The organism is Mycolicibacterium iranicum (assembly GCF_002101705.1).
Lineage (GTDB): Bacteria > Actinomycetota > Actinomycetes > Mycobacteriales > Mycobacteriaceae > Mycobacterium > Mycobacterium iranicum.
This window is the reverse complement of record NZ_LQPC01000056.1, coordinates 18,045-30,327: the sequence shown is the minus strand read 5'-3', so window position 1 is coordinate 30,327 and position 12,283 is coordinate 18,045. Positions and strand designations below refer to the sequence as shown.

11 protein-coding genes are annotated in these 12,283 nt (G+C 63.5%); 7 read left to right on the top strand and 4 right to left on the bottom strand.

Annotated features, from left to right (window positions below; genetic code table 11):
- Window positions 1-81: 81 nt before the first annotated feature.
- Both AWC12_RS27140 and AWC12_RS27135 read right to left on the bottom strand, forming a co-directional pair.
- Window positions 82-687, bottom strand: a complete 606-nt coding sequence (locus tag AWC12_RS27140) for a class I SAM-dependent methyltransferase (RefSeq protein WP_085178087.1) — start codon at window positions 685-687, stop codon at window positions 82-84.
- A gap of 268 nt (window positions 688-955) precedes the next feature.
- Window positions 956-1,726, bottom strand: a complete 771-nt coding sequence (locus AWC12_RS27135) for a dienelactone hydrolase family protein (RefSeq protein ID WP_085178086.1) — start codon at window positions 1,724-1,726, stop codon at window positions 956-958.
- 587 nt (window positions 1,727-2,313) lie between these two features.
- On the opposite strand from AWC12_RS27135, the gene AWC12_RS27130 reads away from it, so the two are divergent.
- The 6 genes from AWC12_RS27130 (at window position 2,314) to AWC12_RS27110 (ending at window position 8,926) form a co-directional block, all read left to right on the top strand.
- Window positions 2,314-3,255, top strand: coding sequence for an LLM class flavin-dependent oxidoreductase (locus AWC12_RS27130; protein WP_110808763.1), 942 nt, complete (start codon window positions 2,314-2,316; stop codon window positions 3,253-3,255).
- 16 nt (window positions 3,256-3,271) lie between these two features.
- On the top strand, window positions 3,272-3,499 hold the full coding sequence (locus tag AWC12_RS30745; protein ID WP_110808762.1) for a hypothetical protein: 228 nt from the start codon (window positions 3,272-3,274) through the stop codon (window positions 3,497-3,499).
- A 266-nt stretch (window positions 3,500-3,765) separates the two neighbouring features.
- Window positions 3,766-4,491 (top strand): pyridoxamine 5'-phosphate oxidase family protein, encoded by a 726-nt coding sequence (locus AWC12_RS27125; protein ID WP_085178085.1) that lies wholly within the window; start codon window positions 3,766-3,768, stop codon window positions 4,489-4,491.
- A gap of 748 nt (window positions 4,492-5,239) precedes the next feature.
- Complete coding sequence (locus AWC12_RS27120; RefSeq protein ID WP_024445200.1) at window positions 5,240-5,755, top strand: (2Fe-2S)-binding protein; 516 nt, start codon at window positions 5,240-5,242, stop codon at window positions 5,753-5,755.
- A 1-nt stretch (window position 5,756) separates the two neighbouring features.
- Complete coding sequence (locus AWC12_RS27115) at window positions 5,757-6,734, top strand: FAD binding domain-containing protein (RefSeq protein ID WP_085178091.1); 978 nt, start codon at window positions 5,757-5,759, stop codon at window positions 6,732-6,734.
- Entirely contained in the window at window positions 6,731-8,926 is a 2,196-nt protein-coding gene (locus AWC12_RS27110; protein ID WP_085178084.1) for a xanthine dehydrogenase family protein molybdopterin-binding subunit, read from the top strand. The genes AWC12_RS27115 and AWC12_RS27110 overlap by 4 nt, the downstream gene beginning before the upstream one ends.
- 349 nt (window positions 8,927-9,275) lie before the next feature.
- Here AWC12_RS27110 and AWC12_RS27105 read toward each other — a convergent pair whose 3' ends face one another.
- Window positions 9,276-10,301: an SDR family oxidoreductase gene (locus AWC12_RS27105; protein ID WP_110808761.1), complete on the bottom strand. Its 1,026-nt coding sequence runs from the start codon at window positions 10,299-10,301 to the stop codon at window positions 9,276-9,278.
- Between the two features lie 50 nt (window positions 10,302-10,351).
- Here AWC12_RS27105 and AWC12_RS31995 point away from each other — a divergent pair, with 50 nt between their 5' ends.
- Entirely contained in the window at window positions 10,352-11,272 is a 921-nt protein-coding gene (locus AWC12_RS31995) for an MmyB family transcriptional regulator (protein WP_085178083.1), read from the top strand.
- A 38-nt stretch (window positions 11,273-11,310) separates the two neighbouring features.
- Here AWC12_RS31995 and AWC12_RS27095 read toward each other — a convergent pair whose 3' ends face one another.
- Window positions 11,311-12,183 (bottom strand): helix-turn-helix transcriptional regulator, encoded by an 873-nt coding sequence (locus tag AWC12_RS27095; RefSeq protein ID WP_085178082.1) that lies wholly within the window; start codon window positions 12,181-12,183, stop codon window positions 11,311-11,313.
- Window positions 12,184-12,283 lie beyond the last annotated feature (100 nt).

Here is a 12,283-nt window from a genome sequence, read left to right as displayed (position 1 = left end):
GCCAATTATTCCTTGCAGGACAGGCACTTTCGCTTATCTACACACCCCCACAGTCAACATTCCACGAAAAATCCGGGTTAGCTACTGCGCTGACTTGTGCCAGGTGATGGCGTATCTCCATAGCGGGAGGCGACGCCACTCCATGCCGGGTAGCACCGCCGCCGCGATCTTTTTGACCTCGCCGTAGGTATGCGGGAACTGCATCTGCACCGGAGCGTTGTGCTGCCAAAACCCGCGCGTGCGTGAAAGAACCTGGTGTTGCAGGACGCCGACTGCATCACTGACGTAATCGGGCAGAGTGGAGCTGCGGGCGCAGCCGATCACCACAAGTGTGCCGTCGGTTGCAGTGATGTCAGCGAGGCGCTGCAGGCCGGCCGCCAAGTCGGGAAAGTGGTGGACGGTAGCGACTGCGGCGACCAGGTCATAGTGCTCAGCGGGCAGGGCCGAGGTGAGTGCGTCGCCGGTGATCCAGGTGACGTTGGTGGAGGTACTGGATCGAGCCAGGTTGATGATGTCGGCGTCGGAATCAATGCCGGTGACGTCGGGAATCTTCTCGGCAAGCCGGATGGCCAACAAACCGTCGCCAGTGCCGACGTCCACAGCGGTGCGAGCGGTGGATGACGCGGCGTCGATGACGATGTCGTAGTAGTGGATGTTGTGGTTCCACCGATCCTGGTTCTTGCTCACCTGACCACTCTGGCATGTGGCTTTGACCGCGGATTCGGGAGTCGGTTGATCGCGAATTTCGGAGTCGGTGGTGTCGCAGTGAAGTCGTTGACTGTGAATCGGGGAGTCACCAGCCGTGCACCTGTTCTTGATGTAGTCCGGGCTGCGGCCCTGGCCAGAGGACTTCGGCCAACCGTGCAGTGGTTGGCAAGCAGCTGCTGAGGCATTCACCGCCCGCCCCCATGAGCCGTTTTTGCCGACGACACCCCCGCGACGTCGCGCCGCTGATTCAGTCAGGCCGCCTCAGGTCGCCAAAGGTCTCGTCGAACAGGTCGAGCACCGCACGCCATGCGCGCGGAGTGTGGGCCGGGTGATACCCAACGCCGGGCACGGTGGCCGCGGTGTGAGTGGTCCCCGCGGCGGGCGACCCGTCAGGGTTCGTAGGCCGGGCCCAGAATGCGTGCTTGGCTCCGCCGTAGACATTGACGCGCCAGTCGACCCCGGCGTCTTGGAGCCCGTAGCCAAACGCCAGGACCTGATCGGGCGTGCACAGCGGGTCTTCGGAGCCAGTGCACAGAAGGAAGGTGCCGGTCACGTTGGTCCAATCCTTTTCGCTGACATCTGACAGACCGGGATGCACGGCGGCAACAGCCTTGAATGGCACACCGGCACTGGCGAGTTCGAGCACGATGCTGCCGCCGGCACCATAGCCGAGGGCGGCGAGCCTGTCAGGAGTGACACCCGGCTCCGTGAGGAGGACATCGAGCGCGGCGCGCCCGATAGCCTGCATCCTCTCCGCATCGGCGATCAAGGGCATGACCCGGGCCAACATCGCGTCCGGCCTGCCGAAGTACACCTGGCCACCGTGGTAATCCATCGCCAAGGCCACATAACCGTGGGCGGCCAGATCGTCGGCGCGGCGCCGTTGATAATCGTCGAGACCGATCCCGTCGTGGCCGATAAGCACGGCCGGCCACGGCCCCTCGCGGATCGGCCGCGCCAAGTGGGCGACCATTGTCAGACCGTCCACGTCGTAGCGGGCTTCGCGCGTCGCGATCATCACCCCACGCTATCGAAACAGCTGCCGTTGCCTCGCCGTCGTTCGCTTTCGGCCGAAGTTGCCAGTAAGTACCAACACGATCCGCATTTGCCAGACCACACCATCGAGCCGGAGTACGCGGGCCGACCCACAACAGGAGCTGCCCCGACCATCGGTTCGAAATGACTCCAGGATTCGTGAGCAATCTCGCTCACCATGAGCCCTCACCGACTCCGAAATTCGCGATCAACCGACTCCCGAATCCGCAGTCAAAATCAGGCATGGCATCAACGACGCTAACGACCAGCGAACCTCTTGTATCAGATGAAATGAGAAAGCTGACCCGTCGGATTCTCACCCGAACTGATACACCGCAGTTCAGGACGCCGTCCATACATCAGGTCAGATGAGAACGGACACTTGAATTGAAAAGCGCTCCAGGTCCCCAGGAGGTCAGTCATGCCCTACCGCTACCAGGGTGTCCGCGACTGCTGGCCCTTACTCGTGGGCGACGCTGGGGCCAGCCCCGAGGTCGCACGTTCATTCAAGTTTCGGAACTTTCCGCGATTGCGCCAAACCTTCAGCTTCGGAGCGTTCACATTGGGCCGATGATGCGTCGGCGACCAAAGCCAGTCGATGAATCGGACAGGCGACAGATGAAACATGCGGGAATCTCGGTCGGGCTCCAAATCGGCACTCAGCCGCCGCTGAATGCAACGCGCGCCTTTGTTCTCGGCGCCCGAGCGATGCGACTGGACTCGGTGATGGCCATCGACCACTACCAGAACATCTTCCCCAGCGTCATCTGGGACGAGCACCTGACCTGGCTGGCGGCTCATCGCGCAACCCCTTACGAGTTCTTCGACTACCAGGTGCTCCTGGGCTATTTGGCCTCCCGCGTCGGACAGATGTGGATCGGCGTCGGGGTCACCGAACCCATCCGTCGCCATCCAGTCCTCATTGCCCAGGCGATTATGACGCTGTCGCACCTCACGAAGAAGGCGCCGATCTTGGGCATCGGCGCCGGTGAGCGGATGAACATCGACCCCTACGGGTTGGACCCATCTGAGCCAGTCACCCGCGTTGAAGAAGCCCTACAGATCATCCGACTGTGTCTGTCGACGACGGAACCAATCACGTTCTGCGGCAAGCACTATCGACTTGATCAGGCGACTATGGATCTAAAACCGGCACCTGGTCGAGTTCCCGAAATCTGGATCGCGGGCCACGGTCCGCGCATGCTCGAACTCACCGGACGATATGGCGACGGGTGGTACCCCACCACCGTAGCCTCGCCACCGGAGTACGCGGCAAAGCTGGCGGCAGTAAGGGCAGCGGCTGTCGCAGCGGGGCGAAACCCGGATTGCATCACCCCGGCGCTACATCGGTACCGTCATCGCGGCTTCCGATCAGGAGGCGCGAGCCATGCTGGAGACCAAAGCCATCCGCGCGCTGGGGCTCATGGCGCCGGCCGAGCAGTGGCGACAAGCAGGAGCCATGCACCCATTCGGGAAACATTTCAACCCACTAGTCGACTTCATACCCGGTGACTACGACCGCAAGACGATGGACGAAGCTATCGCCGCCGTACCGGCCGCCCTGGTCTCTGATGGGCCCCTGCTATGGGGCTCGACGGAACAGGTAGTGGGCAAGCTGCGAGCCTTCGGTGACGCCGGCCTGCGCCACGTGGTCCTGTCACCCGTCTCGGGTCTCGTCTCGAAACGCGCAGCCCTCTATGGACTCTGGGCCACCGGCCGTATCGGGCGGTCACTTCGCGGTGATCCAGACGGCTAGGAAACCCAACTCCAGAACTCGCCCTCCGAGCGCACCGCGACGTCGCAGTCCGTCGGTGCCGAGGCCCGGCTTAGACCGCAGAACTCCCACCATTTGGACACCTACCGCTACCAACAGTCCAAGGTGGTTCGAGTCGCTCTGCCGTGCTGGTCATTTCGGATCCGCTATGCCGTTCCACTCCACTTTGAGTGACGATGTCTTAATCCGCAGGCAGGATTCAGAGGCCCTTGCTACCGTCTGGACGATTGACCAGGAAAGGGATCGCAGTGACGTCGACCGTTGAGCCCACGCCCGAACAACCGCAAACCCGAGTGACGCGGCTGCGCGAGAAACAGCGTGTCGATCGCAAGAGCCTCGACAAGCTGCTCGACAGCACACCGTTGGCAACAGTTGCCTTGATCCGCGATAGCTATCCCGCGGCGTTCCCGATCGGATTCGCCCGCCTCGGTGACGACTTGGTGATCCACGGCTCCACCGGGTCACCATGGTTGCGGGCGTTGTCCGACGGAGCGCCGGCGGCGGTGTCTGTGACGACGTTGGATGGAGTCGTGGTGGCGCGTAGCGGCTTCGAATCGTCGTTCCACTACCGCAGCGCAGCAATTTACGGCCGCTTCGACCAGATCGCCGAACACGAGAAGCTCGCTGTGCTGAATGCCCTGACCGACACGTTCATCCCAGGCCGCGTCGCCGAGCTCCGCACAAGCAGCCGCCGCGAGCTCGCAGCAACCCTGGCTTTGCGATTGCCGATCACGTCTGACAACTGGTCGCTGAAGGTCAGCGACGGATGGCCAGAGGACCCAGAGGAAGATGTCGCTGCGGGCGCCTGGGCCGGAGTGGTTCCGCTGACCGTTCATTACGGCACGCCGCGGCGCGCACCGGACTGCGATCCCTCAATCCCGGAGCCTGCGTCGGTGCGATCTATGACTGAAGCGCCGAAGCTGAGAAACTCACCACCGGGTCCCGCATTGGACAGAGGTTCACGTAGGGACTGAGCCTGCCAAATGAGGTCGCCGTTTCAAGCGGCGTCGAGGCGAGGAATCATCGCCCCTGCAAAATCTTGCGTGTCGGCACATCGGGCCACGACAGTTTCACCTGCTGAGTTTAGTTCGCAATTAACAGATTCCACAGTGGTCCTGCAGCCCGGTTCATCGAGGCACTGGTCATCACCGACCTGTCAATGGCCAAGCGTAACGCGACCCTCAAGTGCACACGGCGCTCTTCGCCGTAGATATGAGTTTCATATGCGCTTTGACGGGCCACATGCGATTCGGCATACCGTTCAGACAGCGACCGCGATGGCCGAACGGAGTAAATCACATTGTCGTTGAACTTGTTTCTCGATGCGCTGCAGTGCGCAACGTGCGTGTCCAACATCGCGCGGCGGCACTGAAGTTCTCGGAGCGTGGCCGATGATTCCGCGGACTGCGCGACGGAGTGACCCACAGGATCACCGTGGCGTTGACGTCATACCACTGTCCGACCATGCGTCACGGTCGTAGCGCAGGATCAGCTATCCGCGGATAGTCCCTCCCTGAACGAGGACCGATGAAGCTGGGACTGTGAAAGTCAGTTTGATGAGCCGCTGGTGAAGACGGAGAAACGATGCAAGACAACTCAATTGACGAGCCTCAAGAAGCTGAACCCGCTGACCCACAATCTGTTGGCCCATCTGGGGTTTCGCGAAGGCACTTCATTGGCTGGACCGGCGCAGCCGTCGCCGTCTCGGCCGGTGTCGCGGCCGTGGCCTCACACCTCGACAGCGGCAGAACCCGGCACGACGCCGGCGCCGGAGTCGTCCCAGTTACGTTGAGTGTCAACGGCACCGATCACGCCCTTGACCTCGACCCACGAACGACACTCGTCGATGCGCTGCGCGAACAAATCGGGCTGACCGGCACCAAAAAGGGATGCGACCACGGCCAATGCGGTGCCTGCACCGTCCACGTCGACGGTCGGCGGGTGCTGTCATGTTTGACCCTTGCACCCACGGTGCACCGGCGCGCAGTCACCACCATTGAGGGCCTCGCCGCCGGCAGTGAGTTGCATCCGGTCCAGCAAGCGTTCATCGATAACGACGCACTGCAATGCGGCTTTTGCACGCCGGGTCAAATCATGTCCGCCGTTTCCGTCATCGAGGACGGACACAGTCGCACCGAGGAACAGATCCGCGAACACATGTCGGGCAACATCTGCCGTTGCAGCGCCTACCCTTTCATCGTCGAGGCGGTCAAGACCGCACGTGATCGGATGGCCTGACATGCGTCCCTACGCCTACACCACCGCGGACTCGGTAACAGCGGCGACCGCACACACCGGCCCGGACAGCGTGTTCCTCGCCGGCGGCACCACCTTGGTCGATCTGATGAAGTTGGAAGTTCTCACTCCCCGTCGGGTCATCGACATCAACGGTTTGCCGCTGACCGGTATCAGCTTCGGCAACAACGGTTTACGCATCGGCGCACTAGAACGCATGTCCGATGTCGCCGAGAACCCCGCAATTCGGCAAAATTACGCACTGATAAGCCAGGCGCTGGAGCTGAGCGCATCGCCCCAACTCCGCAACATGGCCAGCATGGGCGGTAACCTGCTGCAGCGCACGCGATGCAGCTACTTCCGCGACACCTCGATGCCGTGCAACAAACGCGAGCCGGGCACCGGCTGCTCGGCCTTCCAGGGCTACAACCGCAGCCACGCGGTGCTGGGCACCAGCGACGCCTGCGTGGCCACCCACGCCAGCGATGTCGCCGTCGCGCTGGTGGCCGCCGAGGCGTCGCTCGAATTGCAGAGCTCCGGTGGTGAGCGAAGTGTGCCCCTGGAGCAGTTCTATCGCATACCCGGCACCACTCCAGAGGTGGAGAACAAGTTGAACGCCGGAGAATTGATCACCAGCATCACCGCACCTGCGCCCCCTGCGAGTACCCGATCAGGCTACCTCAAGGTTCGCGACCGCCAATCTTACGAGTTTGCGCTCGCCTCGGTGGCAACCGCAATCACACTGCGCGGCAACGTCATCACCAGGGCGCGCTTGGCCGCCGGTGGGGTGGCCACGGTACCTTGGCGCTTACCCGAAGTGGAGAATCTGCTGACGAACCGGCCCGCGACGGGCTTCACCGTCGAGGCTGCCGCCGCAGCAGCCGCCTCCGATGCCCGATCGCTGAGCCACAACGGGTTCAAGCCTCACCTTTTGCGACGCGCGATCGCCCGTGCCCTCCACGACGTCTTGGAGCTCCGATGAACCCCTCACCCCTGGGCGGCAACATCTCTCGCATAGACGGCCGCGCCAAGGCAACCGGTGCGGCCCGCTACTCCGCCGACTACGGCGAACCGGACCTGGTCCACGCCGTGCTGGTGTCCGCCACGATTGGGTTGGGCTCCATCACTGCGATGGACAGCGACGCGGCGACGCACGCACCGGGCGTTCTGGCGGTGTACTCCCCTTTCGCGCCGCTGCGGCTACAGCCCGTTGCCCAAGATGCGCTCGGTGAGAGGTACCGTCCACTGCAAGACCGCGAGGTTCGGTTTCACGGCCAGGCCATCGGTGTGGTGGTCGCCGACAGCTTCGAGCATGCCCGAGACGCGGCGGCCATGATCTCAATCGACTACCAGTCCCGCGCTCCGAGAACTTCCCTTGCTGACGCCGGGCCCGGGGTCAGCATCGCAGTGCCGGACTCGGGCAACAAGACCCTTCTGGCGCCTGGCGTAGCCTCGATCGACGTCGCACTGCGCGACAGCGAGGTCACCGTCGACATTACCGTCACGCAGCAGGCTCAGCATGCTGCGGCTATGGAACCCCATGCCTCCGTGGCAATTTGGCGAGAAGATCAGCTGACCCTCTACACCGGCACACAGTTTCCCGGCCGAGCTATTGCCGGTATCGCCGGTGCGCTCGGGCTGGCACCCGAACAGGTGCGCATCATCTCCACCCATGTCGGCGGCGGGTTCGGCAGCCGTGTGCTCCCATGGTCGGACGTCATTCTCGGCGCCGCAGCCGCCCGTGAACTGAACCGCCCGGTCAAACTGATCCTCAATCGCAGCCAGGTGTTCAGCATTGTCGGTCACCGCTCCGCGGTAAGCCAGCGTGTGCGACTGGGCTCCCGCGCCGACGGTACGCTCACCGCCGTCAGCCACGAATCTGACGCCGAGGCCCCGGCTGTGGGTGGGTGGCCGTTGCGTACCGCGGCCGAGACCACCGCGGCGCTCTACCGGACCCCGAATCTGCACGTCGACCAACGTCATGTCACCTTGGACACCGCCCCCACGTGGGCGATGCGTGCACCCAACGAGGCACCTGGCGCTTTCGCCATCGAGACGGCCATGGACGAACTGGCGAACCTGACCGGCGTGGACCCGGTCGAACTGCGGCTACGCAATTATGCGACGACGCTTCCGGGCACGGATCGTCGATGGACCAGTAAGCGGCTCGACGAGTGTTACCGCCTGGGGGCCAACCGCTTCGGATGGTCGCGCCGCGCTTCGCCGGGGACTCGCCGCGAAGGTCAGTGGTTCGTCGGAATGGGCATGGCGACCGCCATCTACCCTGCCGCGGGCCGATCCGCGAACGCTGTCGAGGTCAGCTTCCGCGACGACGGCACCGTGGTGGCGTCCACAGGTGTCATGGACATCGGCACAGGCGCAGCCACCGCACTGGCGATCGTCGTGGCCGACGCGGTCGGCTTACCGATGGATCGGGTTGTCGCGCGAGTGGGAGATACCAACTTCCCGCCCGGCGCCGGCGCCGTCGGCTCCCGCGCCACCAGCAGCATGGCCCCCACCGCTCGGGCCGCCGCCCGCGCCGCCGTCGAACGCCTCATCGAGGCCGCATCCACCAATCCCCACTCCCCGTTGGTCAGCTCAGAGACCCCTGCGTCCTATGACTCCGGCCGCCTCCAAACATCCAACGGATCACTCGATTTCGCCGAACTTCTGCGTGAAATCGGAAGGTCCGACATCGGCGCCACCCACAGCGACGAGGCCAGTCTGAATCCCTCGTTTGCTGCACACGGCTTCGGGGCCCACTTCTGCGAAGTGCGCGTCAACTCGTTCACCGGTGAAACCCGCGTCTCGCGGTTCACCACCGTCGTCGATATCGGCCGAGTGATCAACGCCAAAGCCGCACGCAGTCAGGTGGTCGGTGGCGTCATTTTCGGTATCGGCCACGCGCTACTGGAAGCCAACCCCGTCGACCCTTCCGGACGCTTCGCAGCGAACAACCTTGCCGATTACGTCGTCCCCGTCAACGCCGATGTGCCTTTCATCGATGCCGTGTGTCTCGACGGCAACGATTCCAATTTCAGCGATGTGGGCGCCCGCGGCGTCGGCGAACTCGGCACGGTCGGTTCCGCAGCCGCCATAGCCAATGCTGTTTACAACGCCACCGGCATCCGCGTCCGCGATCTGCCCATTCATCCAGAACTTCTGCTGCGGTGAAAGTTTCATCGATTGCGGCGCGTACAGCCGGCCACGACGCCCTCCACCCACCTCTGAAGTCACCGGTGACGGTGACCCGAGGCGAGTTCCTTGCTTCATCACGCACGTGCCCGCGACTTCACCAGACATCGAGCGTGGGCGTTCAGGCTGTTCGTCCTGATCATCGCGTCCTGGCTGACAGACTTGAGTACGGTGAATCGCGAGTGCTCGGAATTGGCGGCCGCACAAGCTCGTTCACCGGATGGTTCGATCAGGTGATGGCGTTCGCCTTCCATCTGCCCAACCTCGTCGTCGCGGAAACGTATTTGCGTGCGCTATGCAGCGACAGCTCCCCGGCAAACCAGCCGGTTCAGCGCGTGGCGAACTGGACGCCCACGAGCTTCTCGGACACATCCCACAGCCGTGCAGCCTCGTCCGCGTCACGAGCCGGTCGATATACCTTCTGTTCGGCAGGGTCACCCGACAAGTGGAGAAACCCGCTGGGTCCGTAGAACTTGCCACCTTCGGCCTGTGGATGCGTCGCGGCGTAGAGCGCGGGCAACATTCCTTCCTCAGCAGTCCGATTGAGCAGGCCGAGTCGGGAGCAGGTCTCGACCATGCGGAAACCCAGAGTGTCTCGGGAGCGTCCCATGTGCGGCTGAGCCCTCAGGAGATTGGTGGGCGTCACGCCGGGGTGCGATGCGTTGCTGGAGATGCCCCAGCCTGCGGCACCGCTACGACGCTCGAGCTCCAATCCAAACATGAGATTGGCGATCTTGGATTGGCTGTAGGCCTTTGATTCGGAATAGGACTTCTCGAAGTTGAGGTCGTTCCAGTTGATTCCGTTCATCTGCGCAGAGACGCTCGACTGGGTGGTAACCCGCGCACCGCCGGCCTTCAGGAGAGGAAGTAGCCGGGCACTGAGCGCGAAGTGTGCCAGATGATTTGTCCCCCACTGCAGTTCAAAACCATCCGCCGTCTTCTGCCGATGCGGCGGACTCATCACTCCGGCGTTGTTGATCAGCACGTTGATCGGGCGCCCGGCCTGCAAGAGGCGCTCGGCGCAATCGGCAACCGACTGCAACGACGACAGGTCCATCGTAAGAAGCTCGATGTCTGTACCGGGAGCGAGGGCGCGGATCTGCTCGACAGCCCTGCGGCCCTTATCGAGGTTGCGCACGGGCAGCACCAGGTCGGCGCCGGCACGGGCTAGTCTGCTCGCGAGGGCGTAGCCGATGCCGTCGCTGGCTCCTGTGATGACGGCCAGACGGCCCTTCATGTTGGGCACGACAACCTGCGATTTGCGACCCACTGTGGTCTCCTTGCCTAGATAGCGGCGTTGCTGTTGTTCTTCGACCCTGGCACGTTCCTGGAGCCGGATGCAGGGCTCGGTCATCCCCTGATCGACGCTCCCTGGCTGAGCGTCCATGGATCGCGGATCCGCGGATGGTCAGGTCCTTCCTCAGATCGTCATCGCCGCCGCATCATCTTCCTGTGACGTTTCCGGAAGTGGATCTCGACCGGGTAGCGGACATGCTTCGAACGCGTCGCCGAGTCCTACAGCCCGAAGACGTCGGATTCGCCCGTGGCAGACGACGGCGCACGCCAGGGCTTCGCCGCGAGGAAGTCGCACAGCTCTGCTCAATATCGCCCGCCTACTACAGCAGGCTGGAGCGGTCCCGGGAAGACAGCAGATCCAGGCCTCATCCATCGCCGTCCACATTGGCCGGCATAGCACGCGGCCTTCGATTCACGCGGGAGGAACGCGACAGGATGTTCGCGGCAGCCGGTTACTCCGCCGGCGAAGACGAGGGCTGCGCGCACGTCGATCCAGGAGTGATGCTGCTGCTCGACAGGCTCGCCGACATCCCTGCGCACTCTGTCGGATCGATAGGCGAAGTGCTCTGGCAGACACCGGCTTCCACATCGCTGGTCGGCGATCTAACGAGACATCGCGGACGGGCACGCAGCGGCTACTATCGCTGGTTTTTCGACGCCCGCGAGCGGGAGCGCTACGCGCCGTCCGATCATCGTGCGATCGGTGTGGAAATCGCCGCGGACCTGCGGCGTGCGCAGTCCGGTGCGCACGCCAGCCGGTCTGTCGAGGGTCTTATCGAGACCCTGCTCACTCGGAGTGTGGAGTTCGCCGCGCTCTGGAGAAGCGATGAGCCGAGGGACGGCCCCTTCACCATCGAGCCGCGTCGTTTCATCCATCCGGCCCTCGGCCCGCTCGAGTTGCAACGGGAGATACTCACGGTGACCGACCGCAGCCAGCGGGTGGTGATCTATTACGCGATTCCAGGTTCGGCTGACGACACGACCCTGCAGTTGCTGTCGGTCATAGGCCACCACCGATTCGAGAGCTGACGCCTGCTCGCGGCAGTCCTCGTTTTCAGACCGTTACGTCATCGGCGCATCTGCACGAACGGTTGGGCGAGTTGGTCGCGTTGGTACTCGTGCGGCGCCGCGCAGAGTGCCGCGAGCTTGGCATGGCTGGCGGTTCCGGGGTCCGCGGTGAACACCAGCAGCGTATGAAGTTGCGCCACGTCATGGAGAACTTGGCACTGAAGGTCAAGCACACCCAACTTCGGGTGCACAATTCGCTTCGCGAGCTCGTGAGGCTGTTCTACGCGGTGTTGTGCCCACTGCTCAGCGAACTCCGAGCTGCGCTCCAGTAGCGCGTCGATCACCTGGGCGGCCCGTGATGTCGCGCCATCCCGCACGTACGCGACGCGAGCGCCCGCTACGAAAGACCGCCCGACCTTCAGATGATCCTCGCCCGGGTATGCGCGGCGCGCCTCCTCGTCGGTGAACCACCGGTAGAGGACGCTGCGGGACATTCCTTCATACCTGGTCTCGTCACCGAGAAGCGCGCGCGCCGGCGGCGTTTGAACCAGAGTCTCCCCCAATGCGGACATCACCTGCGCAGGAGTGTCCTGCAGTCGGTCCACTATGCGCATCATCGCAGCGCTGACCTCGTTGCCACCCGCAGAGCGGGCAGGAGCATTGTGACCGGTCAGTCGGAACAGATGATCACGCTCGTCCAGCGACAGTCGCAGCGCCTTCGCCAGCGAGGCCACCACCTCCAGCGACGGCTGTGAGCCGCGCTGCTGTTCCATTCGGCAGTAATAATCGGTCGAGATCATCGCGAGCGAGGCAACTTCTTCACGACGTAACCCCGTCGTCCGACGCCGCGGGCCGCCGGGCAACCCGACGTCTTCGGGAGTCAGCGCCAGGCGGCGGCTGCGCAGGAACTCAGCGAATTGACGTTGATCCATTTCGCCATTCTGGCTGCGTTCGGAGGGAACATCCAGGGACTCGCACACCCCCGATCGTGGGTCGGAGCGGCAATAGCCGAGGCGCACCGACGAATATCCC

What these genes read in the sequence shown, in the direction of transcription:
- AWC12_RS31995 (WP_085178083.1), top strand. Translation starts at nt 10,352, where the DNA reads ATGGTCAGGTCCTTCCTCAGATCGTCATCGCCGCCGCATCATCTTCCT.
- AWC12_RS30745 (WP_110808762.1), top strand. Translation starts at nt 3,272, where the DNA reads ATGGACGAAGCTATCGCCGCCGTACCGGCCGCCCTGGTCTCTGATGGG.
- AWC12_RS27105 (WP_110808761.1), bottom strand. Translation starts at nt 10,301, where the DNA reads ATGACCGAGCCCTGCATCCGGCTCCAGGAACGTGCCAGGGTCGAAGAA.
- AWC12_RS27095 (WP_085178082.1), bottom strand. Translation starts at nt 12,183, where the DNA reads ATGGATCAACGTCAATTCGCTGAGTTCCTGCGCAGCCGCCGCCTGGCG.
- AWC12_RS27110 (WP_085178084.1), top strand. Translation starts at nt 6,731, where the DNA reads ATGAACCCCTCACCCCTGGGCGGCAACATCTCTCGCATAGACGGCCGC.
- AWC12_RS27130 (WP_110808763.1), top strand. Translation starts at nt 2,314, where the DNA reads ATGATGCGTCGGCGACCAAAGCCAGTCGATGAATCGGACAGGCGACAG.
- AWC12_RS27115 (WP_085178091.1), top strand. Translation starts at nt 5,757, where the DNA reads ATGCGTCCCTACGCCTACACCACCGCGGACTCGGTAACAGCGGCGACC.
- AWC12_RS27135 (WP_085178086.1), bottom strand. Translation starts at nt 1,726, where the DNA reads ATGATCGCGACGCGCGAAGCCCGCTACGACGTGGACGGTCTGACAATG.